Source organism: Streptomyces pactum, from assembly GCF_016031615.1.
Lineage (GTDB): Bacteria > Actinomycetota > Actinomycetes > Streptomycetales > Streptomycetaceae > Streptomyces > Streptomyces pactus.
On record NZ_JACYXC010000001.1, the window covers coordinates 4,546,435 to 4,572,601 of the forward strand.

23 protein-coding genes are annotated in these 26,167 nt (G+C 73.9%); 10 read left to right on the plus strand and 13 right to left on the minus strand.

Going from position 1 to position 26,167, the window contains the following annotated elements; all coding sequences use genetic code 11:
* Positions 1-492 precede the first annotated feature (492 nt).
* Positions 493-1,539, plus strand: coding sequence for a LysR family transcriptional regulator (locus tag IHE55_RS17970; RefSeq protein WP_232265609.1), 1,047 nt, complete (start codon positions 493-495; stop codon positions 1,537-1,539).
* Between the two features lie 296 nt (positions 1,540-1,835).
* Here IHE55_RS17970 and IHE55_RS17975 read toward each other — a convergent pair whose 3' ends face one another.
* Positions 1,836-2,600, minus strand: coding sequence for an alpha/beta fold hydrolase (locus IHE55_RS17975; protein ID WP_197989948.1), 765 nt, complete (start codon positions 2,598-2,600; stop codon positions 1,836-1,838).
* 102 nt (positions 2,601-2,702) lie between these two features.
* Here IHE55_RS17975 and IHE55_RS17980 point away from each other — a divergent pair, with 102 nt between their 5' ends.
* From IHE55_RS17980 to IHE55_RS17990, 3 genes are all read left to right on the plus strand, one after another.
* Positions 2,703-3,869 (plus strand): adenosine deaminase, encoded by a 1,167-nt coding sequence (locus tag IHE55_RS17980; protein ID WP_197989949.1) that lies wholly within the window; start codon positions 2,703-2,705, stop codon positions 3,867-3,869.
* Between the two features lie 175 nt (positions 3,870-4,044).
* The gene (locus IHE55_RS17985) at positions 4,045-4,407 is read left to right on the plus strand and encodes a hypothetical protein (RefSeq protein ID WP_197989950.1); all 363 of its coding nucleotides are present in this window, start codon (positions 4,045-4,047) and stop codon (positions 4,405-4,407) included.
* A gap of 98 nt (positions 4,408-4,505) precedes the next feature.
* Positions 4,506-5,498, plus strand: a complete 993-nt coding sequence (locus tag IHE55_RS17990) for a hypothetical protein (RefSeq protein WP_197989951.1) — start codon at positions 4,506-4,508, stop codon at positions 5,496-5,498.
* A gap of 194 nt (positions 5,499-5,692) precedes the next feature.
* On the opposite strand, the gene IHE55_RS17995 is transcribed toward IHE55_RS17990, so the two are convergent.
* The 5 genes from IHE55_RS17995 to afsQ1 form a co-directional block, all read right to left on the minus strand.
* Entirely contained in the window at positions 5,693-5,893 is a 201-nt protein-coding gene (locus tag IHE55_RS17995) for a PspC domain-containing protein (RefSeq protein WP_197989952.1), read from the minus strand.
* 98 nt (positions 5,894-5,991) lie between these two features.
* A complete protein-coding gene (locus IHE55_RS18000) occupies positions 5,992-6,540 on the minus strand; it encodes a VanZ family protein (RefSeq protein ID WP_197989953.1) in 549 nt (182 codons plus the stop codon).
* A 647-nt stretch (positions 6,541-7,187) separates the two neighbouring features.
* Positions 7,188-7,706, minus strand: coding sequence for a hypothetical protein (locus tag IHE55_RS18005; protein WP_307826723.1), 519 nt, complete (start codon positions 7,704-7,706; stop codon positions 7,188-7,190).
* 250 nt (positions 7,707-7,956) lie between these two features.
* Positions 7,957-9,540 (minus strand): ATP-binding protein, encoded by a 1,584-nt coding sequence (locus IHE55_RS18010; RefSeq protein WP_197989954.1) that lies wholly within the window; start codon positions 9,538-9,540, stop codon positions 7,957-7,959.
* A gap of 163 nt (positions 9,541-9,703) precedes the next feature.
* Positions 9,704-10,381: a two-component system response regulator AfsQ1 gene (afsQ1, locus tag IHE55_RS18015; RefSeq protein ID WP_197989955.1), complete on the minus strand. Its 678-nt coding sequence runs from the start codon at positions 10,379-10,381 to the stop codon at positions 9,704-9,706.
* Between the two features lie 201 nt (positions 10,382-10,582).
* On the opposite strand from afsQ1, the gene IHE55_RS18020 reads away from it, so the two are divergent.
* Positions 10,583-11,338, plus strand: coding sequence for a SigE family RNA polymerase sigma factor (locus IHE55_RS18020; RefSeq protein WP_197989956.1), 756 nt, complete (start codon positions 10,583-10,585; stop codon positions 11,336-11,338).
* Between the two features lie 528 nt (positions 11,339-11,866).
* Here IHE55_RS18020 and IHE55_RS18025 read toward each other — a convergent pair.
* On the minus strand, positions 11,867-12,493 hold the full coding sequence (locus IHE55_RS18025) for an ATP-binding protein (RefSeq protein WP_197989957.1): 627 nt from the start codon (positions 12,491-12,493) through the stop codon (positions 11,867-11,869).
* A 130-nt stretch (positions 12,494-12,623) separates the two neighbouring features.
* On the opposite strand from IHE55_RS18025, the gene IHE55_RS18030 reads away from it, so the two are divergent.
* The gene (locus IHE55_RS18030) at positions 12,624-13,046 is read left to right on the plus strand and encodes a hypothetical protein (RefSeq protein ID WP_197989958.1); all 423 of its coding nucleotides are present in this window, start codon (positions 12,624-12,626) and stop codon (positions 13,044-13,046) included.
* A gap of 393 nt (positions 13,047-13,439) precedes the next feature.
* Here IHE55_RS18030 and IHE55_RS18035 read toward each other — a convergent pair whose 3' ends face one another.
* Genes IHE55_RS18035 through deoC form a run of 3 tightly spaced genes read right to left on the minus strand, consistent with a single transcriptional unit; the run spans position 13,440 to position 16,820 of the window.
* Entirely contained in the window at positions 13,440-14,321 is an 882-nt protein-coding gene (locus IHE55_RS18035) for an aldehyde dehydrogenase family protein (RefSeq protein WP_197989959.1), read from the minus strand.
* Positions 14,318-15,802 carry an aldehyde dehydrogenase family protein gene (locus IHE55_RS18040; protein ID WP_197989960.1) on the minus strand — a complete coding sequence of 495 codons (1,485 nt, stop codon included), beginning with the start codon at positions 15,800-15,802 and terminating at the stop codon, positions 14,318-14,320. The genes IHE55_RS18035 and IHE55_RS18040 overlap by 4 nt, the downstream gene beginning before the upstream one ends.
* A gap of 7 nt (positions 15,803-15,809) precedes the next feature.
* On the minus strand, positions 15,810-16,820 hold the full coding sequence (gene deoC / locus IHE55_RS18045) for a deoxyribose-phosphate aldolase (RefSeq protein WP_197989961.1): 1,011 nt from the start codon (positions 16,818-16,820) through the stop codon (positions 15,810-15,812).
* A gap of 195 nt (positions 16,821-17,015) precedes the next feature.
* On the opposite strand from deoC, the gene IHE55_RS18050 reads away from it, so the two are divergent.
* From IHE55_RS18050 to IHE55_RS18065, 4 genes are all read left to right on the plus strand, one after another.
* On the plus strand, positions 17,016-17,453 hold the full coding sequence (locus IHE55_RS18050) for a hypothetical protein (protein ID WP_197989962.1): 438 nt from the start codon (positions 17,016-17,018) through the stop codon (positions 17,451-17,453).
* Positions 17,454-17,465: 12 nt separating this feature from the next.
* Complete coding sequence (locus tag IHE55_RS18055; RefSeq protein WP_197989963.1) at positions 17,466-19,778, plus strand: hypothetical protein; 2,313 nt, start codon at positions 17,466-17,468, stop codon at positions 19,776-19,778.
* A 106-nt stretch (positions 19,779-19,884) separates the two neighbouring features.
* Positions 19,885-20,553 (plus strand): hypothetical protein, encoded by a 669-nt coding sequence (locus IHE55_RS18060; RefSeq protein ID WP_197989964.1) that lies wholly within the window; start codon positions 19,885-19,887, stop codon positions 20,551-20,553.
* A 76-nt stretch (positions 20,554-20,629) separates the two neighbouring features.
* Positions 20,630-21,292: a PH domain-containing protein gene (locus tag IHE55_RS18065; protein WP_197989965.1), complete on the plus strand. Its 663-nt coding sequence runs from the start codon at positions 20,630-20,632 to the stop codon at positions 21,290-21,292.
* A 141-nt stretch (positions 21,293-21,433) separates the two neighbouring features.
* On the opposite strand, the gene IHE55_RS18070 is transcribed toward IHE55_RS18065, so the two are convergent.
* The 3 genes from IHE55_RS18070 to IHE55_RS18080 all read right to left on the minus strand — a co-directional run bounded on the left by IHE55_RS18070 (position 21,434) and on the right by IHE55_RS18080 (position 26,140).
* Positions 21,434-23,137 carry a phospho-sugar mutase gene (locus tag IHE55_RS18070; protein WP_197989966.1) on the minus strand — a complete coding sequence of 568 codons (1,704 nt, stop codon included), beginning with the start codon at positions 23,135-23,137 and terminating at the stop codon, positions 21,434-21,436.
* A 1,157-nt stretch (positions 23,138-24,294) separates the two neighbouring features.
* Positions 24,295-25,116, minus strand: coding sequence for a purine-nucleoside phosphorylase (locus IHE55_RS18075; RefSeq protein ID WP_197989967.1), 822 nt, complete (start codon positions 25,114-25,116; stop codon positions 24,295-24,297).
* Positions 25,117-25,702: 586 nt separating this feature from the next.
* Entirely contained in the window at positions 25,703-26,140 is a 438-nt protein-coding gene (locus IHE55_RS18080) for a gamma-glutamylcyclotransferase family protein (protein ID WP_197989968.1), read from the minus strand.
* Between the last annotated feature and the right edge of the window lie 27 nt (positions 26,141-26,167).

A 26,167-nucleotide genomic window follows, 5' to 3' on the forward strand; every position in this document is an offset into this window, starting at 1 on the left:
GTAGCCGGGGCCGCCGGGACGCAGCCGGTCGGCGTCCGGGGTCCGTGCCGAGCTGCCGGCCCCTCCGGTGCCCGGGGTCCGGCCGGCGGGGCCGGTCCGGTCGGCGGCGGGGGCCTGCGGGGTGGTGCCGGTGCGGCCGGTCTCGCGCCCGGTGCCGACGGCCCGTTCGGTGGTGCCGGCCCGCCCGGCCTCGGTGGTCCCTCCGGCCTCGGTGGTCCGTCCGGCCTCGGTGGTCCGTCCGGCCTCGGTGGTCCGTCCGGCGGCTCCGGTGACGGCGCGGCGGGCGGCCGGGATCCGTCCGGGGGCGGTGCCCGGCTCGCGGTGGGCGCACGGCCGGCAGGGGGCGCGGCGCCCGGCCCGGTCCCCGGGCGCGGCGGTGGTGGCGGTGACGGGGGACGGCGAAGGAGAGGCGCCCACGCGTATCACGGTGGACGCCCCGGTATCGGCAGAGGGCATACCAGGACCGTAGGCCCGCCGGCTCTCATGCGTCCAATGCACAGAAACGCGATAATCGATCCCGTGCAGCATGAGCAGAGGTCACAGCGGTCGGCGTCACGGGGTCGCAACGAAAAAGACACCCGCGTCACATCGGGGACGGCGGCCCGGGGGAGTGACGGGGCGGCGGAGGGGACCGGGTCCGACCACTGGGGCCCGGCGCTCGCGCCCCGGCTGGCGCAGTTCGCCGCGGTCGCCCGGCACGAGCACGTCACCCGGGCCGCGCAGGAGCTGGGCATGCCCCAGTCCACCCTCAGCCGCGCGATGGCCCGGCTGGAGGCGGACCTGGGGGTGGCGCTCTTCGCGCGCCGCGGCCGGGCGGTCTCCCTCACCCCCGCGGGCCGCACCTTCCTCGCCTCCACCGAACGGGCACTGGCGGAGGTCGAACGGGCCGCCGAGTCGGTACGGGCGGACGCCGACCCGGCCGTCGGCAAGATCGCGTTCGGCTTCCTGCACACCCTGGGCACCGAGACCGTGCCCGGACTGATCCGGGCCTTCCGGGTGGACCACCCGCGGGTCCGCTTCCAACTGGTGCAGAACTACGGCGAGGCGATGATCGAACGGCTGCGCGCCGGTGGCCTCGACCTCTGCCTCACCTCGCCGGTCCCGGACGCCCCGGACCTGGTCGCGCGCCGGCTCGACGAGCAGCGGCTGCGGCTGGTGGTGCCGGGCGACCACCGGCTGGCCCGACGCAAGCGGGTGCGGCTGGCGGAGGCGGCCGGGGAGCTGTTCGTGACCCTGGAGCCGGGGTACGGGCTGCGGCGGATCACCGACGCGCTGTGCGCCGAGGCCGGGTTCAGCCCGCGGATCGCCTTCGAGGGCGAGGAGCCCGAGACGCTGCGCGGCCTGGTCGCCGCGGGACTGGGCGTGGCGTTGCTGCCACCCCCGCCGGTGCCCCGGCCGGGCGTCGCCGAACTGACCGTCACCGCGCCCCGGGCGGTCCGCGAGATCGGCGTCGCCTGGCTGGAGGGCCACCCGGACACCCCGCCGGTGGCCGCCTTCAAGCGCTTCCTGCTCAGCCGGCGGGGTCAGCTGCTGGCCTGACCCCCGCCCCGCCCCGGGCGGCGGCCCACTGCAGCGCGGCCCGCTCGATCCCCTCCGGCCCCGGGCACCGGGCCCGCGCGTCCGTCCTTCCGGGCCGTGCCGCTCGGACCGCCCCGCCCGAGGCGGACACCCACCGGCGCTCCCGGGCACGCCGCGGGCCCCAGGCGCCGCCGCAGCCGTGCTCGGACGGCACCGGCGCCGGCCCACCGGAGGCCCCGCCGAGAAGCCCCGCCCGGTGGCCCCGCCCGGACGCACCGTGGCGGTCGTGCCCGGACGGCACCGCCCGCCGGGGGCGCTCAGCGACGCAGGGTGCTGCCGAACCCGGTGGCCAGCGGCATCCGCAGGCCCAGCGGCGGCGGGGCGGCCAGCGCGTCGGTGACCGGCCGGGAGAAGCCCCGGGCGAAGAGCGAGCCGAGGAGGAAGTCCTCCGCCAGCGCCCGCACCTCCGAGCGGTGTTCGTGCAGCCCGTGCCGGTCGGAGTGCACCTCGAAGCGGCACACCTCCCGGTTGATCTTCTTCGCCCGCTCGGCCAGCCGGTAGGAGAGGTCGGGGTGCGACCGCTCGTCGTCGGTGCCGTGCGCGATGAGCACCTGACGGCCGATCAGCTGCTTGACCGGGTCCGGGTCGAGCGCTGCCTCCGCCTCCGGGAACCAGGGCGCCAGCGCGATCACCGTGGTGACGGCCGGGTGTCCGGCGGCGCGCAGCGCGGCGCGGCCCCCCATCCCGTGCCCGGCCAGGCACACCGGTACGTCGCCGTAGCGCCGCACCACCTCGTCCGCCGCCCAGTGGGCGTCCGCCACCGGGTGGGCCGCCTCACCGTTCCAGCCGCGGTGGCGGTAGTGCACCACGTGCGCGACCAGTCCCTCCCCGGCCCCCGCCCGGGCCAGCCGCCGGGCCAGCGGACGTACCGCGGCGGCCGCCAGCCGGGACGGCCGTCCGGTGCCCTCGGCGACCCCTCCCGGGAGCAGCAGCACCACGCCGTGTACGGTCCGTTCCGCACCCGTCGCGCCCATCGGACGCCCCAGCCTGGCGCCCCGTTCCCGCAACGTTCGCTGAGCCATGGCAGAACGATGGCAGAAGCACGGGCCCGGCCGACCCCGTGCGGTGGTCACCGTTCCGTATCGTTGTGAGTGATCTACGCGCGTAGGCGCTATGGTGCGCAGATGACGAGCGAGAACACCGAACGACCCACCCGGGAGCAGATCCGCCGCGCCCCCAAGGTGCTGCTCCACGATCACCTCGACGGCGGGCTGCGCCCGGCCACCGTCGTCGAGCTCGCGCGTGCGGTCGGTTACGACAGTCTTCCCGAGAGCGACCCGGAGAAGCTCGGCACCTGGTTCCGCGAGGCCGCGGACTCCGGTTCGCTGGAGCGCTACCTGGAGACCTTCGCGCACACCTGCGCCGTCATGCAGACCCGCGAGGCCCTGGTCCGGGTGGCCGCCGAGTGCGCCGAGGACCTGGCCGCCGACGGCGTCGTCTACGCCGAGGTGCGGTACGCCCCCGAGCAGCACCTGGAGGGCGGCCTGACCCTGGAGGAGGTCGTCGAGGCGGTCAACGAGGGCTTCCGCGAGGGGGAGCGCCGGGCCCGTGAGGCCGGCCACCGCATCCGGGTCGGCGCCCTGCTCACCGCGATGCGGCACGCCGCCCGCGCGCTGGAGATCGCCGAACTCGCCAACCGCTACCGCGACCTGGGGGTGGTGGGCTTCGACATCGCGGGCGCCGAGGCCGGGTACCCGCCCACCCGTCACCTCGACGCGTTCGAGTACCTGAAGCGGGAGAACAACCACTTCACCATCCACGCCGGTGAGGCGTTCGGGCTGCCCTCCATCTGGCAGGCGCTCCAGTGGTGCGGTGCCGACCGGCTCGGCCACGGGGTCCGGATCATCGACGACATCGAGGTCGCCGAGGACGGCACCGTACGCCTCGGCCGGCTGGCGAACTACGTGCGCGACAAGCGCGTCCCGCTGGAGCTGTGCCCGACGTCCAACCTGCAGACCGGCGCCGCCAGCTCCTACGCCGACCACCCGATCGGCCTGCTGCGGCGGCTGCACTTCCGGGCCACCGTCAACACCGACAACCGGCTGATGAGCGGCACCAGCATGAGCCAGGAATTCCAGCACCTGGTCTCCACGTTCGGCTACACGCTGGATGACATGCAATGGTTCACCGTCAATGCGATGAAATCAGCATTCATTCCTTTCGGTGAACGCCTGGCCATGATCAATGACGTGATCAAGCCCGGATACGCCCAGCTGAAGTCGGAGTGGCTGTTCCGCACGGCCCCTGTCGGCGCGCCGCTGGCCAGCGGCTCTCCGCTCGACGAGGGCTGACGGCGGAAAGTCGGGAATTGCGGCCGGGAGTTGCCTCCCGGCCGCATTCGTGTTTCCGACATGTTCGCCGAACGATCCGGCATGTTTGCCGACGGGAGAAAAGGCGGTTATTTTGCAGCCCGCTCGATATTCCGGTGACACCCGGAATCTCCCCCGAGGCAAGGGCAGAATTCATATGAAGCCAGGAATGATCAGGGCGCTGGGCACCGTCGCCCTCGGCGCCGCGCTGTTCGGCGCCGGAGCGGGCCCGGCCACGGCCGCCTCCGTCGACGGCGAACCCCTGGACACCCCGACCGTCATCCAGTTGATGCAGGACGCGGTCGACGCGTGGGCGCTCGACACCGACCCCGCGTGGGCCGGGATCGCCGGCACGTCCCAGGGCGGCAACTACGTCAGCCGGACGGACGGTCGGACCGACGGCCGGACCCAGGGCGGCATCCCCGCCGCGGGCCGCACCGACGGGCGGACCCCGGGCAGCGCCCCCGCCGCGGGCGTGCCGCACATCCTGCCCGCCCCCGGCTCCGCCAACCCCCGGTGAGGCGCGGCCCCGGGCCCGGCGCCGGACGGCGGCGCGGCCGGCCCGCCTCCGCCGGCCCGCGGGCCGCCCGCCACCGGGCCGCGGCGACCGTCCTGGTGATGTCGGCCCTGGCCCTGGCCACCGGCTGCGGTGGCTCGGACGGCGACGCGGAACCCCGGTCCTCGGCTTCCGGGACGGCCGGGCACCACGGCGGCGGTCACCAATCCCCGCTGCAGCGGCTCCTGCTGGACCAGCCCGACGTCGCCGGCTACACGGTCACCGAGCACCGCACCCCCGACCCGTCCGGGGAACTGCCCCGCTCCTCCGACCCGCGGTGCGCCCCGCTGGCCCACGCCACCGGGGAACGGCTCGGTCCGTACGCCCGGGACGTGGTCGCCCGCGGCATCAGCCGGGCCGGGGAGCAGGGCAGGGGCGTCACGGTCACCCTCGCGTCGTACCCCGGCGACCGGGCACGGCACGCCCTCGCCGCCCTCGCCCGGGCGGTGCGGGAGTGCCGCGACGGCTTCGAGGTCACGGTGCGGAAGACCGAGGTCCGCTACGAGAAGGTGCGCCCCGGCACCACCCCGCCGCGCGGCGACCGGTCCCTCGCCTACGCGATGACGGCCGTCTCCCAGGGCCAGAAGGTGCTGCTCAACTTCACCGCGGTCCGCTCCGGCCGGATCATCGCCCTCTTCGCGGGCGTGAACCTCAAGGACTACACCGCGGGCCACCGCATCCCGCAGGAACTGATCGACAAGCAGGTGGCGAAGGTGGAGCGGGCCCGGCGGACGGCGGCCCCGGCACGGCCGGAGCGGACGTCCGGCGGCACGCCGGCGGCCACCGGGTCAACGTCGACGCGGCCGGCCACGGACCCGGAGCGGTCAGGGACATCGGAGCGGTCCGGGGGCCCGGAGCGGTCCGCCTCCGCGCGGCCGTCCCCCGCGCGGGACGCGGCGGAGCGGGAGGCCGGCGGGAAGCAGGCACGCCCCTCGGCCACCGCGACCCGGCCGGACAAGGGGTCCGGGACCCCGGCCCCGCCGGAGCGGACCCCGGGCCGCGGCGCCTCCACCCCGGGACCGACCGGACCGGAGCCCACCACGACGACCCGCTGACCCGGGGCCGTCCCGCCGGCCCGGGCCCTGGCCGGCCCGGGCCGGTGCGCGGCCGGTGGCGGACACCGGCCGCCGGCCCGGGCGGGCCGGGGTACCGCCCGGCCCGGCGCCACCGGCGTCCGCCATCACCGGCGCCCGGCGTCACCGGGGCCCGGCCGGGCGGCCACGTCACCCGGGACGGGCCGGCCCCGGCGTCACCAGGCCGCGCGGGCCTTCTGCTCGTCCGGCATGAGAATCCACAGCGCCAGGTAGAGCAGGACCTGCGGGCCCGGCAGCAGGCAGGAGAGGAGGAAGAGGATGCGCACGGTCCTCGCGGGCATCCCGAAGCGCCGCGCCAGCCCGGCGCAGACTCCGGCGATCTTCCTGTCGTGACGGGGGCGGACCAGGGCGGCCATAGCGGTGACTCCTCGCATCGGGCGGGACCGTGCCCGGGCTTCTCCCGGAAGGACCCGATACCTCCACGTTAGGCTTCCGGCCCCCGGCGGGCGTCGGCCTACGGTGCGACCCCGACCCTGGGGATCGTCCGGGTCACCTGCTGCGTCCCCTCCTCCCTGAGGAGGGGGGCCGGCCCCGGCGTCTCGCACCGGCGGCGGAGCCGGGCCCGTACGGCGGGGACCACCGCCAGGTGCGCCACCGCCACCCCGGCGGTGTTCAGCAGCACCCCGTCTATGTTCACCACCTGGCCGGTGGACCAGCTGTGCGACACCTCCATCGTCAGCGAGGTCATCGCGCCGGCGAAGACCGCCCGGAACAGCGAGGTGACCGGATTGGTCACCACCCGCCCGGCGGCCAGCGGCAGCAGTATCCCCATCGGGGCGAGCAGCAGCAGACCGCTGCCGATGCTGCGCACGCCCTCCCATGTGCCGCGCTCCAGGTCGGCGCGGATGGACGCCAGCGGTTCGAACGTCGCAGGGGTCACCCAGGGCACGGTGATGGGGCGCAGGGTCAGCCAGCAGACGAACGCGAGATGGGCGACGAGGAGCACGACGCCCACTGCGCGGAAGCGGAATGCGGCCCTTCGGCCGGAACCATGACCCTGCACGCCAGACAGGACGCGGCTTCCGGGGCCCGCGGTTCCGTTGTCGCCCGCTGGTCAGTCGGCGTTACCGACCGGTCGGTGCGAAGCGGGCCCGGCGCGGACGGCCGGGGAGCCGGGCGCCCGCCCTCCGGACACCCGGGCCGGGCGTGGCCTGATCCGGCCGCCGGGTACCGCCGTACCGCCCGCCCGCCCCCCATTCGAACACCCCCGCCGCCCGGCCCGGTGCTCCGGCGGGCGGGTGTCACCTGCGGATATGCCACCGGCATGGGTCGCGGCGGGAGCGTACGGCGGACGGCCGAGGCAGGAGCGGGACGGGCCACGCCCGTGGACACACGGACGGAGCCGTACGGGCGGCCGGGGCGTACGGACCGAGCCGTACGGGCGCCCGGAGGCGGCCGGGTCCGCCGGCCGGCCCGGGGGCGTACGGCGACGCGCGCGGCCCACGACGGACGTACCGCCCGAGCCCGAACGCACCCCGAGCCGGCTCGGACCCGACACCGAACGGCCCCGAGCCGGAGCGCACCCGGAGCCCAGCGGTACGCACCCGAGCCCGAACGCACCCCGAGCCGGAGCGGACCCGGGCGCGAACGGCCCTGAGCCGGAACGGCCCCGGGACCGAGCGGTACGGCCCCCGAGCGGCCGGGCCCGGCCTACTCCACCGGCACCCCCGTGCCCGGGGCCGAGCCCGGCCGCTCCCGGATGTCCCGGGAGCAGGTGAAGCGCTGCGGGGGGACGCTCGTCTCCGGCCCGCCGAGGACCACCGAGCCGTCCCGGTCGGCGGTGGCGGGCGAGGCCGCGTAGGTGCACACCAGCTGGGCGAGCGCGTACGAGGCGAGCTGCTGCGGCTGGAGGTTGAGCCGGAGCGTGCTCTCCGGATCGCCCTCGGCGGGGCCGAAGATCTCGATCCGGTCCACCACGTCGGAGCTGAACCCGGCCTCCTTCTCGGCCCGGGACGGCTCCTCGCGCAACTGCTCCAGCAGCTCCCGGGCGTACTGCAGACGGTCCCCGGCGCTCTGCTCGTTCCCCAGCTGGGCGCTGCGGTGCACCGCCCGCAGCTGCGAGGCGCACACCAGGTACACCTTCAGCGGCACATGGCCGGTCAGCTGCGCGGTGCGCCGGTCCTGCGGGGGGTCGCAGGACGCCCGGGACGGCGCCGGGCCGGCGTCCACCGGCACCGACGTGCCGCGGATGCCGCATCCGGCGAGCAGCAGCGCCGCCGCGCCCAGCGCCGCCGCGCGGACCGCGGTACGCGCCGCCGCGCGCCGCCGCGCCCCCCGGCGCCGTCCCGCCGCCCCCGCCGTCCGGCGCCCGCCCGCGCCGCGGTGCCCCCGCGGGGGTCCGCGCCGTGCCGCGAGGCCGCGCCGTCCCGCCCGGCCGCGCCGTCCCGCACCGTGGTCCGGCGCTCCGGGGACGTCCTGCTCATCGCGGTTTCTCCTTGCCGTTCCCGGTCCGGTCGCCGTCCCCGGCGCCGCCGGCCCCGTCACCCTTCCGCGCACCGCCGCCGACACCGCCGCCGGTACCGGCGGCACCGCCGCCCGTGGCGTCCCGCTCGGCCGGCGCCAGCTCCGAGGAGTCCCGCGGCAGCCGCAGCGTGAACACCGCGCCGCCGTCCGGGGAGTTCTCCGCGGTGATCTCGCCGCCGTGGATGTGCGCGTTCTCCAGGGCGATCGACAGCCCCAGCCCGCTGCCGTCGGAGCGCGGCCGGGACGCGCTGGCCTTGTAGAAGCGGTCGAAGACGTGCGGCAGCACGTCCTCCGGGATGCCCGGGCCGTGGTCCCGGACCTTGATCACCAGCTCCTCGTCGTCGGCGTGCACCGAGACCCGCACCGGCGAACCGCCGTGCTTGAGCGCGTTGCCGATGAGGTTGGCGAGGATGACGTCCAGCCGCCGCGGGTCCAGCAGGGCCATGATCCCGCGCTCGGCGTCCAGCTCCACCGCGTCCAGCCACGCCCGCGCGTCGATGCACGCCGTCACCTGGTCCGCCACGTCCACGTCGTCCAGCACCAGCCGGGCGGTACCCGCGTCGAAGCGGGTCACCTCCATCAGGTTCTCCACCAGGTCGTTCAGGCGCCGGGTCTCGCTGACCACCAGCTGCACCGCGGGGGCGATCATCGGGTCGAGCGCGTCCGCCTCCTCCTCCAGCACCTCCGTCACCGCGGTGATCGCGGTCAGCGGGGTCCGCAGCTCGTGCGACATGTCGGCCACGAACCGCCGGCTCGCCGCCTCCCGCGCGCTCAGCTCCGCGACCCGCTTCTCCAGCCGCTCCGCGGTCCGGTTGAAGGTACGGGAGAGATTGGCCAGTTCATCGGTGCCGGACACCTGGAGGCGGGTGTCCAGCTTCCCCTCGCCCCACCGCTGTGCCGCCTCGCCGAGCCGCTGCACCGGCCGCAGCACGGTGGAGGCGGCGGCCTGCGCCAGCAGCGCGGAGCCGATCAGCGCCAGCGCGGTCGCGATCCCCAGCGACCAGGCCAGCGAGTTGAGGTCCTGCCGCTCGCTGTCCAGCGACTTCAGCATGTACGCGGTCGGCCCGCCGCCGATCACCTTGGCACCGCCGACCAGGAACGGCTCGTCGTCCTTGGTGATCCGCTGCCAGTACAGGTGGTACGGGGCGCTGTTGGCCTCGGTCACCGGACGCTTCCGGTTCACCGCCCGGCGCAGCGTCTCGGGCACCATGTCCAGCGTGAAACTCTCCGGGTCGGAGGCGGCCGGGCACTCCCCGCCGCCCTCCGGCCGGGCTATCAGCAGCACCTCGTAGTCCTGCGCGTTGTCCGCCATGTCGGTCGCCGCGTCGAGCAGCGCCGGACAGGTGGGCGCCGGCGGCAGCGAGGCGGCGTTGTCCTTGAGCGACTTGCTGAACTCCTCCAGCGCCGCGTCCTGGGTCCGGGTCAGCACCGCGTCCCGGTTCAGCCAGTACGCGATGCCCGACGCCGACACCGCGGCGGCCAGCGCCACCAGCGCGAAGACCAGCATCAGGCGCAGCCGCAGGCTCAGCCACCGCAACATACCCGCCGCCCAGCCCCGAGGCCGATCGGGCTCTTCACTCACCGCGCGGCGTCCTCACATCTCGTACCCGCGTCTCCGCGGCGCTCCCGACCTCCACGTTCCGTGCCCCGGCCGCCGCCGTGCGCGCCGCAGTGACCGGGCCCGGGGGAACGGCGGGGGCCGGTCACTGCGGCGCGTCCAGCCGGTAACCGACCCCGCGGACGGTACGGATCAGGGTCGGGGACGACGGCACGTCCTCCACCTTGGCGCGCAGCCGCTGCACACAGGCGTCGACCAGCCGCGAGTCGCCGAGGTAGTCGTGCTCCCACACCAGGCGCAGCAGCTGCTGCCGGGACAGCGCCTGCCCCGGCCGCCGGCTCAGCTCCAGGAGCAGCCGCAGCTCGGTCGGCGTGAGCTGCAGGTCCTCCCCGTTCTTGGTGACGGTCATGGCGGAGCGGTCGATCACCAGGTTGCCGAACGTCGCGGAGTCGTTGGCCTCCCGTTCGCCGCGCCGCAGCACCGCCCGGATACGGGCGTCCAGCACCCGTCCCTGCACCGGTTTCACCACGTAGTCGTCGGCACCCGACTCCAGCCCCACCACGACGTCGATGTCGTCGCTGCGCGCGGTCAGCAGGATGATCGGCAGCTGGTCGGTGCGCCGGATACGGCGGCACACCTCGAAGCCGTCGATGCCGGGCAGCATCACATCCAGCACGATCAGGTCCGGCCGCTGCTCGCGCAGCAGCTGCAGACCGTCCTCCCCCGTCGCCGCGGTGGCCACACGGTGGCCCTGGCGGGTCAGGGAGAGTTCGAGCGCCGTGCGGATGGCGTCGTCGTCCTCGATCAGCAACAGGAAAGGCACGCTGGTCATTCTGGCCTACCAATGGGCTCCAGTTCGACCGGTGAGCCTTCCCTCACCGGACCTCCCCCTGTGACAGCCCTGTGACAGTCGGCGGACACCGCCATGAAACTGGCCCGGCAATCTTTTGAGCACCGGGAGGACGACGGTCGGCCCGGGAAGCGAAACGGAAACCGAAGCAGGCTCCACCGACGGGGGCGCGAGATGAACACACTGCACAGCTCCACGAACAGCGCAGTCATTCGCACGCGCCTGCACGACGCCGGCCGGAGCACGGAGAAGTCCGGTGCCGTGAGCGGGCGGGGGTGCGCTCGCGGCGCCGGGCGTCAACGGCCTCCATACATGGTGGCCATTGACGCGACAACCCCGGGGGAACAGGGGGCAGGCCCGTACGGGGAGGCATCGGGGGAGCGGCGGACGGGGCCGCGGACGAAGGACGCCGAGGCGGCCTTCACCGCGTACGTCCAGGAACGCCGCGCCTCCCTGTACGCCACCGCCTACCACCTGACCGGCGACCGCCACGAGGCCGAGGACCTGCTGCAGAGCGCGCTGTTCTCGACCTACCGGGCGTGGGACCGGATCAGCGACAAGGCGGCGGTCGGCGGCTACCTGCGCCGCACCATGACCAACCTGCACATCAGCGCGTGGCGGCGGCGGAAGCTCAACGAGTACCCGACCGAGGAACTGCCGGAGACGGCAGGCGACCACGACGCGATGCGCGGCACCGAGCTGCGCGCGGTGCTGTGGCAGGCGCTGGCCCGGCTGCCCGAGGCACAGCGCACCATGCTGGTGCTCCGCTACTACGAGGGGCGCACCGACCCGGAGATCGCCGACATCCTCAACATCAGTGTCGGCACCGTCAAGAGCAGCATCTGGCGCTCGCTGCGCCGGCTGCGCGAGGACGACGTCCTGAGCTTCGGCCGGGACCAGGAGGAGTCCTTCGGCGAACTCGTCGCCTGAACGCCGGAGGAACGGGGGAACCACGGGGGGAACCGGGCGGCACGGGGGAAGAACCGGGGGATCGGGGGAGAACCCGGACGGGGGGAACAGGGGGAGATACCGAGGTGAGCCGGGTGTACCCGCTCGGGGGAGCGGGGGGCGCCCGGGGAACCGTCGGGGGGAACAGGGGGGACACGGGGGGAGCAACGGGGGAACACCACGGGGGCCCGTCATTCGGGGAGTGACGGAAGCGTGCGGGGCGAGCAGGGACCGGACCGCCGGGGGGCTGGTCCGGGGCCGCTCCGCCCCGCACGCGGTGCGCGGCACCGGTCGTCCTGACGCGACCGGTGCCGCGTTCGTCGTTCCGGCGGGTCCGGGTTGCCGGCGCGGGCGCGGGGGCCGGGTGCGGCACCAGGGTACGCGGGTGGGGCCGGGGCGTGGGGGGCGTGGTGCGGCGTGGAGCCGGGGTGCGGTCGTCCCGTGGGGGCGGTGGTGCGGCCCGCGGGTCCGGCCGCGGCCCGCCCGGCGCGGGGCCGCAGGCGGCACGCGTCAGGCGGGAACCTCTTCCCGGCGGCGGCCCGCCGCCGCGGTGGCGATCCGGCCCAGCGCCTCGTCGCCGCCGCACGGGTACGCGCCCAGCGCCGCGTGCCGGGCCACCAGGCCGCGCTCCGCGCGCATCAGCCGCCAGCCCCGGCGCACCAGGTACGGCGCCGACTTCCGGCCCTCGCGCAGATCCCGCACCAGCCGGCGCCGGAAGGTGGTGAGGGGCCGGCCGCGCAGGCACAGCGCGTCGGCGAGCAGGTCCAGTTCCCGGCACCGGTCGATGATGTCCGCGGCGAAGATGCCCTCCGCGATGAACAGCGGCGCACCGCCGAGGTCCAGGACCGTCTCGCCCACCCGGCCGTTGGCGGCGATGGAGTAGACGGGCACCGCGGCCCGCGCGGTGCGGCACAGTGACGCGATCGCGGCCACCGCGCCCTCGTCGTCCCAGGACCGCGGCGAGTCCCAGTCCGTGCCGCCGCCGGGCAGTTGGGGCAGCGCGGGGTCGTCGCCGTCCCGGTAGAAGTCGTCCAGGCGCAGTACCGGCAGCCCGGTACGGGCGGCCAGCGACGACTTCCCGGAACCGGACGGGCCGGACAGCAGGATGACGCGCGCGGATACGGGATCTGAAGTCACGGAACACCAGTGTGGGGCATTGGGCCACCCGGGGGACCCTCCGGGCCCCTGGGGTGACTCCCCGGGACGGCTCAACTACGCTGCGCATCCGACCGTTTCCGTACCAACGATCCCCACTGGCAGGTGCCTCATGGCTTCTTCAGCGCGTCACGTACGTACCCGGCGGCCCGCCCGCTCCCGCACCCTGCTCCGGGCCGGACTCGTCTCCGCGGCCGGAGCGGCGATGGTCGCCGGCAGCGCGGCCGCGGCCACCGCGGCGGACGGTGACACGATGCGTATCCGGACCCCGGTCAAGGCGCTCAACACCACGATGGTCAAGGGCGGTGACATCTCCCCGCCGGCCGCCCTGATGTACGCCGTCGCGCCGGTGAAGGACCTGCGGCCCAACCCGCTGGCGCAGACGCCGGTCGACCCCACGAACAACACCGTCGAGACCCAGGTCGCCGACTTCCGCCCGGTCGGGACCCGGCTGGTCACCACCCCGCTCACCCAGGGCGATGCGGTCCGGGAGCTGCCGGTGGTCGGCCAGGCCACCCAGGTGCTGCCCGGCTGACCCGGCCGTACCCGGTCGCCGCCGGCCGTCGCGGCGGCCTCCCGGACGTACGCACCGGTCGCCGCCGTCGCGGCGGCCTCAAAGGACGTACCGGCCGACCGTGACCCGGTCGGCCCGGCCGGTCCCCGTCCCCCTGACCCGGGCGAACCGGCCGGGCCGGCCGTACCCGGTGGTGCGGGGCGGCACCGACGGTGCGCGTGGGTGCCGGTGCCGCCGTCGTGGCCGGCCGGCACCGGCACCGGGCCGCCGGCCGGTCCGGGCCGCACGCCGGACGGCACGGGCGGCGGCCATGGCGGACGCCGGACCGGCGCCGGTGCCGGGCCGCCGATGCCGGACTGCCGCGATGCGGGGCCGCCGCCCGCGGACGGTGGCGGCGGCGGAGGCGTGGCGGGTTCAGATCCCGATCGGGTGCCAGACCGTCTTGGTCTCCAGGAACGCCAGCATCCGGTCGGTGCCCGGCGCCGCCGCCCAGTCCGTGGGCCGGGGCCGGAGCACCCGCTTGAGGTTGTCCGCGGCGGCCGTCTCCAGCGCCACCGCCAGCTCGCCGTGCAGCTCCCCGAAGGCGCCGGCCAGGTCGATCGCGTTGACGTCCTGGTGCGCGGCGAGCGGTCCGGACAGCTCGTTCGTCCGCCCGGAGAGCACGTTGACCACACCCCCCGGCACGTCCGAGGTGGCCAGCACCTCGGCGAGCGACAGGGCCGGCAGCGGCGCCCGCTCGCTCGCCACCACCACCGCGGTGTTACCGGTGACGATCACCGGCGCGAGCACCGAGACCAGCCCGAGGAAGGACGACTCCTGCGGGGCCAGCACCGCCACCACGCCGGTGGGTTCGGGCGTGGAGAGGTTGAAGTACGGACCGGCGACCGGGTTCGCCGACCCGGCGATCTGCGCGATCTTGTCGGACCACCCGGCGTACCAGACCCAGCGGTCCACCGCGGCGTCCACCTGCGCGGCGGCCGCCGCCTGCGGCAGCCCCTCGGCGGCGGCGACCTCGGCGGTGAACTGGTCCCGGCGGCCCTCCAGCATCTCGGCCACCCGGTACAGCACCTGGCCCCGGTTGTACGCGGTGGCGCCCGACCAGCCGGCGAACGCCTTGCGCGCCGCGACCACCGCGTCCCGGGCGTCCTTGCGCGAGGCCAGCGGGGCGTTCGCCAGCCACGTCCCCTTGGAGTCGGTCACCTGGTACACCCGCCCGCTCTCGGACCGGGGGAACTTCCCCCCGACGAACAGCTTGTAGGTCTTGAGGACACGGAGTCGCTCGTCGGACTGGTTCATCGGTCGCGCTCGCCCTCTCGATCGCTGCGCTGGTCCGACGGTCCGGCAGCCGCGTCGAGGTACGCCGCCAGACCGTGCCGGCCGCCCTCGCGGCCGAAACCCGACTCCTTGTAGCCGCCGAACGGCGACGCCGGGTCGAACTTGTTGAACGTGTTGGCCCACACCACGCCGGCCCGGAGCCGGTCCGCCATCCACAGGATGCGCGAGCCCTTCTCCGTCCAGACCCCCGCCGACAGGCCGTAGGGGGTGTTGTTGGCCTTCTCCACGGCCTCGGCCGGGGTACGGAAGGTCAGCACCGACAGCACCGGCCCGAAGATCTCCTCACGGGCGATGCGGTGCGCCTGGGTCACGCCGGTGAACAGCGTGGGGGCGAACCAGTAGCCGCTGGAGGGCAGTTCGCACGCCGGCGACCAGCGCTCCGCGCCCTCGGCCTCCCCGGCGTCGGCCAGCGCCGTGATCCGGGCCAGCTGCTCGGCGGAGTTGACCGCGCCGATGTCGGTGTTCTTGTCCAGCGGGTCGCCGACCCGGAGCGTGGCCATCCGCCGCTTGAGCGCGTCCAGCACCTCCTCGGCGACCGACTCCTGGACCAGCAGCCGGGAGCCCGCGCAGCACACGTGGCCCTGGTTGAAGAAGATGCCCGAGACGATGCCCTCGACCGCCTGGTCCACCGGAGCGTCGTCGAAGACGATGTTCGCGGCCTTGCCGCCCAGTTCCAGGGTGAGCCGCTTGTCGGTGCCCGCCACGGTCCGGGCGATGGCCTTGCCGACCTCGGTGGAGCCGGTGAAGGCGACCTTGTCCACGCCCGGGTGGGCGACCAGCTCGGCGCCGGTGCCGCCGTCACCGGTGACGACGTTGACCACACCGCGCGGCAGGCCCGCCTGCCGGCACACGTCGGCGAAGAACAGCGCGGACAGCGGGGTGGTCTCGGCCGGCTTGAGGACCACGGTGTTGCCGCAGGCCAGCGCCGGGGCGACCTTCCACGCCAGCATCAGCAGCGGGAAGTTCCACGGGATGACCTGGGCGGCCACCCCGAGCGGCCGGGGGGCGGGGCCGAGGCCGGCGTACTCCAGCTTGTCCGCCCAGCCGGCGTGGTAGAAGAAGTGCGCGGCGACGGTCGGCAGGTCGAAGTCCCGCGACTCGCGGATCGGCTTGCCGTTGTCCAGCGACTCCAGCACCGCCAGTTCCCGGGACCGCTCCTGGATGATCCGGGCGATCCGGAACAGGTACTTGGCCCGCTCCGCGCCGGGCAGCGCCGACCAGGTGGCGAAGGCCCGGCGGGCGGCCCGCACCGCGCGGTCCACGTCCTGCGGCCCGGCCTGCGCGACCTGGGAGAGGACCTCCTCGGAGGCCGGGGAGAGCGTCGTGAAGGAGGCGCCGTCGGCCGCGTCGGCGAACTCGCCGTCGATGAAGAGCCCGTAGGCCGGGGCGATGTCCACGACCGACCGGGACTCGGGGGCCGGGGCGTACTCGAATGCGTTCATGGTCGGATCAGTCCACCGTCACGTAGTCGGGGCCGGAGTAGCGACCGGTGGTCAGCTTCTGGCGCTGCATCAGCAGGTCGTTGAGGAGGCTGGAGGCGCCGAAGCGGAACCAGCGGGGGGTCAGCCAGTCGGGGCCCGCGGTCTCGTTCACCACGACCAGGTACTTGACCGCGTCCTTGGTGGTCCGGATGCCGCCGGCGGGCTTCACACCCACCTGGACCCCGGTGGTGGCGCGGAAGTCCCGCACCGCCTCCAGCATCAGCTGGGTGACCGGCAGGGTGGCGTTCACCGCGACCTTGCCGGTGGAGGTCTTGATGAAGTCGGCCCCCGCGAGCATCGCCAGCCAGGAGGCGCGGCGGATGTTGTCGTACGTCTGGAGCTCGCCGGTCTCCAGGATGACCTTCAGGTGCGCGGCGTCCCGGCCGGAGCCGTCGCCGGGGGTGCGCACGCACGCCTCCTTGACCGCCCTGATCTCCTCGAACACCGACAGGTAGCGGCCGGAGAGGAAGGCTCCCCGGTCGATGACCATGTCCACCTCGTCCGCCCCGGCGGCCACCGCGTCCCTGGAGTCCGCGAGCTTCACCGGCAGCGCCGCCCGGCCCGCGGGGAAGGCGGTCGCCACGGACGCCACCTGGATGCCGCTCCCGGCCAGCGCGGCCCGCGCGGTGGCCACCATGTCGGGGTAGACGCAGATCGCGGCCACCTGGGGGACGGTGCGGTCGGTCGGATCGGGGTGGACGCCCTTGGCGCACAGCGCCCGGACCTTGCCCGGGGTGTCGGCGCCCTCCAGGGTCGTCAGGTCGATCATGGAGATGGCGAGGTCGATGGCGTGCGCCTTCGCCGTGGTCTTGATCGAGCGGGTGCCGAGCGTGGCGGCCCTGGCCTGCAGGCCGACCGCGTCGACGCCCGGCAGGCCGTGCAGGAAGCGGCGCAGCGCGGCGTCGGAGGCGGTCACGTCCGCCATGGACGCCAGTCGCTCCGCGGCCTCGCTGCCGTATGCGGGAACTGTGGTGGGCATGGTCACCAGCTGAGCATATCTACGCGCGTAGCGGCCTGTCACCCCCTTCGGGGACGGGAGGAGAGGGGGGCGGGCCGGGCGGCTCGCGCCCGGCCGGCGACGCCGGTGTGGTCAGGCCATGCCGTCCGTTCGCCGGGACGCCTGACGGACCACCTCCCGGGCCCGTAACGTGTCCAGGCGAACACCGAAGGTGACATGCGCCGAGGGGGAGAGCAGGTGTCGTCGTTCGACGAGGAGTGGCGGGCGCTGCGGGGCAAGGCGTCGGCCGAGGCCGGGATGCGGCTGAACAGCGGAGGCGGGAAGGGGGCGGACGGACTGACGGTGCGGCGCGACGACCTGGGCGCCATCGGCAGCGCCGCGCACGCCCTGCACACAGCCCTGAACAAGGACGGAGACGGCGCCGACGAGCCGACCGCGCAGGCGGCGACCGCGCTGACCGGCAAGAACTTCGTCAGCGGCGCGGCCCTGACGAAGGCCAACGACCGGTGGTCCACGCAGCTGAAGACCCTGCTCGACGCCTGCGCGCGGATCTCCAACCACCTCGACTACACCAAGGCGGCGCACGCCAAGGACGAGGCGGACATCCAGGGGAATCTCGCCGCCGTGTCGAAGATCCGCGAGTACTGGAAATAGGGGGGAGCCGCGATGAAGTACCAGGACGTGATGGGCGCCCCGCTGGGCAAGCTGAAGACGGCCGCCGACGCGTGGGCGACGCTGGCCCGAAGCCTGGAGACGCTGGCGACCGAGGCCCGCGACGGCATGCAGGCCAAGGCCGAACGGGCCGTCTGGAAGGGCGTCAACTCCACGGTCACCCGGGAGTTCATCGGGCAGACGGCGAGGGAGTTCGCCGACGCGGCCAAGACGGCGAAGGGCATGCACGAACTGCTCTCCGACGCCCATGCGACCTTCAAGCTGGCCAAGGACAACCTGGTGCGCCTGCGGGACGTCGAGGCGCCGGAGGCGCAGGTCCGGATCGACGAGACCGGCAAGGTCTCCGCCTTGCCCCTGCTGACGGACGACGACACCGCCAAACACGACCCGGACTACGCCAAGGTGCAGAAGACCCGGCAGGACAACGCGGCCGAGTTCCAGCGGTGGATCGACAAGATCGTGGATGACTGCGGAGACGCGGACGAGTCCTTCAAGCTGGCCCTGGAGGCCAATGCCAAGGACGCGCACGACTTCACCGCGCCCGCCTACTCCTCGCTCGACCAGGAGGAGGCGGCCCGCGCCAGCCGGCTCCTGGCCAGGGGCGCGGACATCAGCAACACGGACCTCACCCAGCTGAACGAACTGCTCCTGGACAACAACCACCGCCCCACGTTCTCCCTCGCCTTCTACGACCGTCTCGGGCCGGAGAAAGTTCTCACCTTCTACGGCCAGCTCGCGGCGGAATCGAGCCGCCACGGCCAGTACGACAAGAAGTTCCTCAAGGGAGTGCAGAGCCTGCAGCGCGGACTGGGGCTCAACCTGGCCACCGCCTCCAGGGACTCACGTTTCAGTGAGGAGTGGGGCCCGGCCCTGCGGAAGTTGGGCGGTGAGCGCATCGCGGTGGCGAACGACGGCACCACTCCGCCCTACGGGTATCAGATCTTCGGGGGAATTCTTCGCTACGGAAACTACAGCAAGGAGTTCCTGACGCCTATCGCGGAGCACGTCACACAGTTGCGTGCGCATGATCCCTCCGCCTTCGACCCCAGCAGCCAAGGAGAGACGTACAAGGACGCCTTCAATCCGAGCGGGAAGAACGGGGCCGGTTACGATCCTGTGACCGCGGTTCTGGAGGCGCTCGGACACAGTCCGGAAGCGTCGAAGGAATTCTTCCACGGTGAACCGACTCTGTACAACCGGGATGGTTCCGAGGTCAAGGATCCGAGTAAGGGATCCGATCTTGATGTCAACTTCACCGGTGAGAATTCCTACCTGCAGTACTTCACCGGGGAAGGCTATGAATCCTTCCCCGACACGGACCGGACGAACACGGATCTGGTGAAAAAGTCCGATCAGTACATGCCGGAGGCGCTCGGGCATGCGCTGGAGTCCGCGACCCTGGGTAAACCCTGGGACGGTTCCGGGCCTGCGGTTCGCGACGAAAAGACCGTGGAAATCATGGACAAAGTTCTAGACGTCTACGGTGATTCTGAGCTACTGAAGCAGCACAAGGCGCTGTCCGACAGTCTCGGCCGGATGGGCGCCGCCTACATCGACGACATCAATTGGGCGATGGACAAGCGGAGTCCGGGAAGTGCCTTTTTTCCCCAAGGTGACCCGCGGCTGCACCTGGGTTCCGATGTCGATGCCGCCCGAGATTTCCTCAGCGCGGTCGGACAGCATCCGAATGCCTATGCCGCGATCAGTTCTGCGGAGCAGCTCCATGTGATGAGTCACCTGGATGGGCCCTTCGACGTGAACAGTGATCAGAACAAAGGCAATGCTCTCAATGTCGTGCGGGTCGGGGCCGAGGTCCAAGGTGTTCTGGATCAGTCGCGTGCATCGCAGATCGAGGCGGAAGGAGCGAAGAAGTATGAGGATTATGCGAAGGCGGAAGGAGATGAAGCCGCCTGGCGGAAGTTCAACACATCGGCCGTGATCACGGGTGCGGCAGGTGGATTGGTGATGACCGGAAACCCTGTGGCGGGTGGTGCGGTCATGATGGTGCCCATTGCGGTGGAATACGGATCAGGCCTGATCTCCGAGTACCTGGGGATGTCCTTGGGTGAGGCCAGCGAGAAAGACATCGAGGCCGAGAAAAAGAAGATCGAGGAGGAGAGCGACCAGAAGAGCGAACAGGTGTACCGGGGAGGCGAGCGGCGGATCACGTTGCCTGTGCAAAACTTCATCGAAAGTAACGGCATCGATGGAACATTCGAGGAGGAAATTCATATGGCGCAGTATGTCGGTTACACGCGTGGGAATGAGCTCGTAGGCCAGCAGGGGGAAGCTCCGCAGGTGGACTGAAATGAGGTGTACGGTGTCAGGCCTTGGGGTGAAGGGTCCGGTGCTTGGTCTCGCCGCGGTTATGGCGGTCGCGGGCGTTGCGGGGTGCGGTGAAAAGGAAGACCCCGTGAAGGAGGTCGTTTCGGCCGGCGAGCTGTGCGGTGGCGCTCTTCGTCACAGCCCGCGAGCGGTGGAGGAGATCTCCGGTTACAAGAAGTTTTCGAATAAGGGTCATGACTACCTCGAAACCTCGGTCGAGGTGGTTGAAGAGACCCGAAAGCAAAGGAGCCAGCATTCTCGGGGGTTGATAGGTGCCCGCAGCGTCTGTGAGATTCCGGCGGCTGGGCCGCGCAGTATGAAACTGTTGACGGACTACTATCACCCGGTGGAGCTGGATGGCAATGAAGTGCTGCCCGAAGGGCTCGTGTACGACATGGGCAAATATGCCACTGCCGACTTCACCAGTGCGCTGCTCTATTACACGTGCGTCAGCCCCGAGGTGAAGGGGTCGGAGGAAGACCCGGCGCGTATCAAGATCCGTCTCCACGTCTTCGGTCGAGACGGGAAGAAGCCCTCGCGGGACGCCCTCATGAAGGTCGCGCATTCCGCGGGGCTCTCGGTGGCTCGGGAGTTGGAGTGCGAGAACGACGGCGGGCTGCCGGAGAAGCCGGTTCTCGACGGGGTGAAGGCGCCACCGCCGAAGTGGAAGCGTGATTTCGGGCTGGTCGGCGATCCCGGGGAGGGACGGGGGCGGGGGCGGAAGGGCAGCGGCCGGAGGCGGCGGGGCGGGGGGTAGGGGAGCGGGGCCGTCCGGGGCAGTCGATGCCGTACCGCAACGTCCGGGTCATGGCTCGTCAGGCAGAATCGGCCCCATGAAGAGCCCGGACGACGACGCCTCCCCCGCCGCCCCGCAGCCGGAGAACCCCGAGCCGCGGTACGCCGACCGCGTCTTCCGTTCCCCGAGCGGCATCGCCGGGGGCGTGCTGCTGCTGGCGCTCGGCGGCTGGCTGGGGATCGACGCGGTGATCAACGGTGACGGGCGGACGCCCTGGGTGGCGCTGGCGGGGCTGCTGTGCGTGGTCCCGCTGGTGGTCGCGTTCACGCTGCGGCCGGCGGTCTTCGCCGGGGAGGACCGGCTGCGGGTCCGCAACCCGTTCCGCACCATCAACCTCCCGTGGGCCTCCGTCGAGGGCGTACGGGCCGGATACAGCGCCGAGGTGCTGGCCGGCGGCGGGAAGTACCAGCTGTGGGCGGTCCCGGTGTCGCTGCGGCAGCGCAAGCGGGCCACCCGGCGGCAGGCGCGGGCGGCGGCCGACGACCCGTCGGGCCGGACCAAGGCGCACAGCGGCGTCGACATCGACGAGAAGCTGCGGGCCCCGGCCGACCAGACCGTGGACGACCTGCGTGAGCTGGCCGAGCGCAACGCCCGGCGGAAGGGCGCGCAGGGCGAGCCCGAGGTGCGCTGGGCGGTCGAGCTGATCGCCCCGGCGGTCGCCGGGGCCGTACTGCTGATCGTCCTGCTCGCGGTCGGCTGACCGGGACCGGGGACCGTTCCCGCTGTCCCCGGCCCGGCCCTGCGGCGATCACGGCCCGGCCGCGGGCGGCGCCCCGGGCCGGGGCGGTCGCCGGGGCCGGGACCCCGGCGGGAGTTCCGCGGGACCGGGCCGGCCGCGGGGTCAGAGGCCCGCGGCTGCCGCCAGGTCGGTCTTCAGGTCGGCCAGGACCGAGTCGGCCACCGTGCGGGCCACCGAGAGGTCGTGCGGCGTCGCCACCTCGACCACGACCTCCAGATAGCACTTGATCTTGGGCTCGGTGCCGCTGGGACGCACCACGACCCGGGCCCCGCTCACCCCGTCGCGTCCGGCACCGGCACCGGCACCACCGGCCGCGTCCGCCGTCGGCGGGGCGGAGAGGTGGTAGCGCAGTCCGTCGGTGGGCGGCAGCGACCCGGTGCCCTCGCTCAGGTCCTCGGCCGAGGTGACGGTCAGCCCGGCCAGCTCCGCCGGCGGCTTCTCGCGCAGCCGCCGCATCGCGTCCGCGATCAGCGACAGGTCCTCCACCCGGGCGGAGAGCTGGTCGGTGGCGTGCAGCCCGTGCTCGACCGCGATGTCGTCGAGCAGATCGGTGAGGGTACGGCCCTGCGCCTTCAAGGTGGCGGCGAGTTCGGCGATGAGCAGCGCGGCGGTGATGCCGTCCTTGTCCCGCACGCCGTCCGGGTCCACGCAGTAGCCGAGCGCCTCCTCGTAGGCGAAGCGCAGCCCCGGCACGCGGGCGAGCCACTTGAACCCGGTCAGCGTCTCGTCGTACGGCAGCCGGGCGGAACCGGCGATCCGGGAGAGCAGTGAGGAGGAGACGATCGTGGTGGCGAAGGTGCCGGTGGCGGCGGTGCGCACCAGGTGGGTGGCGAGCAGGGCGCCCACCTCGTCGCCCCGGAGCATCCGCCAGCCCGCCTCGGAGGACGGGGCGGGCACCGCGACGGCGCAGCGGTCGGCGTCCGGGTCGTTGGCGATGACGAGGTCCGGGCCGACCGCCCGCGCGGTGGCGAAGGCCAGGTCCATGGCGCCCGGTTCCTCGGGGTTGGGGAAGGCCACGGTCGGGAAGTCCGGGTCCGGGTCGGCCTGCGCGTCCACCACCACCGGGGCCGGGAAGCCCGCGCGGGCGAAGGCGGCGGTCAGCGTGGTGCGGCCCACCCCGTGCATCGGCGTGTAGACCACCCGTACCTCGCGCGGCGAGCCCGGGGTGAGCACCGCGTCGGTACGGGCGAGGTACGCCTCGACCACCTCCTCGCCCAGGGTCTGCCACCCCCGGTCGGCGCGCGGGACGTCGTGGAGGGAGGCGACGGCGGCGATCTCCGCGGCGATCTCGCCGTCGGCGGGCGGCACGATCTGCGAGCCGTCACCGAGGTACACCTTGTAGCCGTTGTCGCGCGGCGGGTTGTGGCTGGCGGTGACCTCCACCCCGGCGACCGCGCCCAGGTGCCGGACGGCGAAGGCCAGGACCGGGGTGGGCAGTGGCCGCGGCAGCAACGCCGCCCGCAGCCCGGCCCCCACCATCACCGCGGCGGTGTCGCGCGCGAAGTCGGCGCTCTTGTGCCGGGCGTCGTAGCCGATGACGACCAGCCCGCCGGCCTGCCCCTGGTTCCGCAGGTACGCGGCGAGGCCGGCCGCGGCCCGGATCACCACGGCGCGGTTCATCCGCATCGGCCCGGCGCCCAGCTCGCCGCGGAGACCGGCGGTGCCGAACTGCAGGGTGCCGCCGAAGCGGGCGGCGATCTCCTCGGCGTCCCCGGCCTCCAGCAGCTTGGCGAGTTCGTCACGGGTGTCGGGGTCGGGGTCCTCGGCCAGCCAGGTGCGGGCACGGTCGAACAGTGCGGACTCCACGGGGCTCCTCCGGAAGGTTCGGATAGTGGCGGATGTGGCGGTGTGGTGGCTGCGGCGGGTGCGGGTCGCGCGGGCGTGGTCGAGCGGGGTGGTGCGGGGTACGTCGTGCCCGGCGGGCCGGGACGTGGATGCCGGACGGACGGGCCGGACCCGACCGGACGGGTCGGTCCGGCCCCGACCCGGACACCACGGTGCCGTATCGGGTGCCGGCCCGCCCGGCGGGGTCGGGTGGGCCGGCGTACCCGGGCGGGGACCGGCGGGGCCGGTGCGGCGGGTGTGCCGGCCGCGGGTGTTCGGGTGCTGTGATCGCCGTTCCCCGGCGCGGTACGGGTCCCGGTACCGGGCCGACCGGGCCGGCTTCCGGTACCCCGGGGCGCCGGTCCGTACACCGGGGGCGGTGGTTCGTACCCGGACGGGCCGTCGGTTCCCGGACACCGGTCCGTTCCCGGGCGCCGTTCCGTGTCCGGGCACCAGGTCCGTGTCCGGGCGAAGGCGGGCGCGGGCGGGACGGGTGTGCCGTCGCCGCCGGGCCGGTGTGCCGCACGCGGCCGGGGCCGGATGGCTCCGGTCCGTGCATCCGCCGGCGCGTCGGGTGGTGCGCCGGTGAGGCGTCGGGCGGGTGACGCCCCGGTTCCCGGGACGGCCTTCGCCGCCGGCGTCTCGCTCACCCCGGGCCCGTCCTCTGTGCGGCCCCGACCCGGGCCGCCGCGGTTGTGGTCGGGGTGCCGGCCGGGGACGCGTACCCGCCCCGCGGCCTACCGGTCCCGGGCCGTCCGTACCGGTCCCGGCGGGACGGACGACGCGGCGGCGGTACGAGAAGGGGCGGGCCGGTCACCGCGCGCCGGACGGGACCCGGCCGGCGCCGCACCCGTACCGGAACCCGGCTCGCGGCGGGTCGGCCGGGCGGGGCCACCGGACGCGTGTCGGCGTGGCGTCCGGCGGCCGTCGGCCCCCGTGGTCCGCACCGGAACGGTCGCCTCCGGTCCCTCGGCTACCGGGCCGGCCGCGTGGCCGCCGGAGTTCCCCGGGGCCGGGGTACGCGACCGGGGCCATGGTGGGCCGGTCGCCGGGCGGCACCGGTGGCTCCCGCCGGGTGCGGGCGTCCTTGCCGGGACGGTCCGCGGTGGTCATCCGCGGTGCGCCCGGCGGTGCGGACCTCAGATGCGGTCGAGCACCTTCGCCAGCAGGCTGCCCATCCGGGCTGCCGAGTCGCGGCCGGCCTGGAGGACCTCCGCGTGGTTGAGGGGCTCGCCCGTCATGCCCGCGGCGAGGTTGGTGACCAGGGAGATGCCCAGCACCTCGGCGCCCGCCTCGCGCGCCGCGATGGCCTCCAGCGTGGTGGACATGCCCACCAGGTCGGCGCCGATGGTGCGCGCCATCCGGATCTCGGCGGGGGTCTCGTAGTGCGGGCCGGGGAACTGGAGGTAGACGCCCTCCTCCAGCGTGGGATCGACCTGCCGGCACAGCTCGCGCAGCCGCGGCGAGTACAGGTCGGTGAGGTCCACGAAGTTGGCGCCCACGATCGGGGAGGTCGCGGTCATGTTGATGTGGTCGCTGATCAGCACCGGCTGGCCCGGCCGCATGCCCTCGCGCAGGCCGCCGCAGCCGTTGGTGAGGACCACGGTCCGGCAGCCCGCCGCCACGGCGGTGCGGACGCCGTGCGCGACGGAGGCGACACCGCGCCCCTCGTAGTAGTGGGTGCGGCCCAGGAACACCAGGACCCGCTTGCCGTTGATCGTGTAGGAGCGGACCATGCCCGCGTGCCCCGCCACGGCCGGGGGCGGGAAGCCGGGCAGCTCGGTGACCGGGAACTCGTGATCAGGGGTACCGAGGGCGTCCGTCGCGGGGACCCAGCCCGATCCCATGACCAGCACCACGTCGTGGGTCTCGGCGCCGGTGAGCTCACGCAGTCGCGCGGCGGCGTCGGCGGCGGCGGTGTAGGGGTCGCCCTGGCTGTCCGGGGTAGCAGATGCGTTCACGCGCATGAGGGTAGCCAAAAATTACCTACGCGCGTAGAAGTTCCGGGGGACATGTTCGGATCGTTGTGATTCGCGGTTGTACGTCGGCCGGATCCGGTGCGCCCCGGCGTGCGTCCGGCGCGCCCCTGGCGGGTACGTCCGGCGAGCGTCGGCCGCCGGCCCGCACGGGCCGGGCCACCGGCCGTGCGGCCGGCACCACCGGGGGCGCTCGTGGGGCCCCGGCCGCCGTCCGGGCCGCTCGGGCCGCACCCGAACAGATGGGGTCCGGGCTCCGGGACCCCACCCGGACCTACGGGGCCCGGGCCCGGGACCGGTCCGGCGCCGGGGCCGTCCGGGACCGGTTCGGCTCCCGCGTCACCCGGGACCGGCGCGTCAGCCCTGGTCCGGGGCCGTCCGGGACCCGTGCGCCGCCCGGGCGGGCCCCGGCGCACCACAACCGCATCGGTCGGGCCGGTCAGGCACCCGTGTCCGCCCCGGGCACCCGCCGGCGGCCCGGCCCGCCCGGCGTACCGATCCCGATCCCGATCCCGATCCCGATCCCGCGTCCCGGCCGGACCCGCCGTGCCGGCCCCCGCCCCGAGAGGGTTCAGCAGGGCCGTTTGCGCAGTTCCATCACATAGTCGTGCGGGGCGCCGGCCGACTCGGCGGCGTCGGCGATCTCCCCGAGGTAGCGGGCCGACGGGAGGCCGCCCTCGTAGCCGTTGAGGACGTAGAGCCAGGCGGTCAGGTCGCCGTCGAGGGTGTGCACCCGCACCCGCACCCGGCGGTATATGTCGAGCCCGACGCCCTCCCACCGGTCCATGGAGTCCTCGTCCATCGGGGCGATGTCGTAGAGCGCGACGAAGACCTGTGAGGTGGGGTCCTCGACGACGGTGGCCAGCGCCCCCTCCCAGCCCATCTGCTCACCGCCGAAGGTGAGCCGCCAGCCCGAGATCCAGCCCGTGCCGCGCAGCGGGGAGTGTGGTGCGCGGCGGGACATCAGCCGCGCGTCGAGGTTGCCGGCGTACGCGGCGTAGAGCGACATGGCTCCGAGGGTACGGGAGTGCGGCGG

Excerpts from the sequence above, each read along its gene's own strand:
- IHE55_RS18050 (WP_197989962.1), top strand. The coding sequence starts at position 17,016 with ATGCGCCGAGGGGGAGAGCAGGTGTCGTCGTTCGACGAGGAGTGGCGG.
- IHE55_RS18030 (WP_197989958.1), top strand. The coding sequence starts at position 12,624 with ATGGCTTCTTCAGCGCGTCACGTACGTACCCGGCGGCCCGCCCGCTCC.
- IHE55_RS17970 (WP_232265609.1), top strand. The coding sequence starts at position 493 with ATGCACAGAAACGCGATAATCGATCCCGTGCAGCATGAGCAGAGGTCA.
- IHE55_RS18010 (WP_197989954.1), bottom strand. The coding sequence starts at position 9,540 with ATGTTGCGGTGGCTGAGCCTGCGGCTGCGCCTGATGCTGGTCTTCGCG.
- IHE55_RS18040 (WP_197989960.1), bottom strand. The coding sequence starts at position 15,802 with ATGAACGCATTCGAGTACGCCCCGGCCCCCGAGTCCCGGTCGGTCGTG.
- IHE55_RS17990 (WP_197989951.1), top strand. The coding sequence starts at position 4,506 with ATGTCGGCCCTGGCCCTGGCCACCGGCTGCGGTGGCTCGGACGGCGAC.
- IHE55_RS17995 (WP_197989952.1), bottom strand. The coding sequence starts at position 5,893 with ATGGCCGCCCTGGTCCGCCCCCGTCACGACAGGAAGATCGCCGGAGTC.
- IHE55_RS17975 (WP_197989948.1), bottom strand. The coding sequence starts at position 2,600 with ATGGCTCAGCGAACGTTGCGGGAACGGGGCGCCAGGCTGGGGCGTCCG.
- IHE55_RS18035 (WP_197989959.1), bottom strand. The coding sequence starts at position 14,321 with ATGAACCAGTCCGACGAGCGACTCCGTGTCCTCAAGACCTACAAGCTG.
- IHE55_RS18065 (WP_197989965.1), top strand. The coding sequence starts at position 20,630 with ATGAAGAGCCCGGACGACGACGCCTCCCCCGCCGCCCCGCAGCCGGAG.
- IHE55_RS18055 (WP_197989963.1), top strand. The coding sequence starts at position 17,466 with ATGAAGTACCAGGACGTGATGGGCGCCCCGCTGGGCAAGCTGAAGACG.
- IHE55_RS17985 (WP_197989950.1), top strand. The coding sequence starts at position 4,045 with ATGAAGCCAGGAATGATCAGGGCGCTGGGCACCGTCGCCCTCGGCGCC.
- deoC (WP_197989961.1), bottom strand. The coding sequence starts at position 16,820 with ATGCCCACCACAGTTCCCGCATACGGCAGCGAGGCCGCGGAGCGACTG.
- IHE55_RS18080 (WP_197989968.1), bottom strand. The coding sequence starts at position 26,140 with ATGTCGCTCTACGCCGCGTACGCCGGCAACCTCGACGCGCGGCTGATG.
- IHE55_RS17980 (WP_197989949.1), top strand. The coding sequence starts at position 2,703 with ATGACGAGCGAGAACACCGAACGACCCACCCGGGAGCAGATCCGCCGC.
- IHE55_RS18020 (WP_197989956.1), top strand. The coding sequence starts at position 10,583 with ATGAACACACTGCACAGCTCCACGAACAGCGCAGTCATTCGCACGCGC.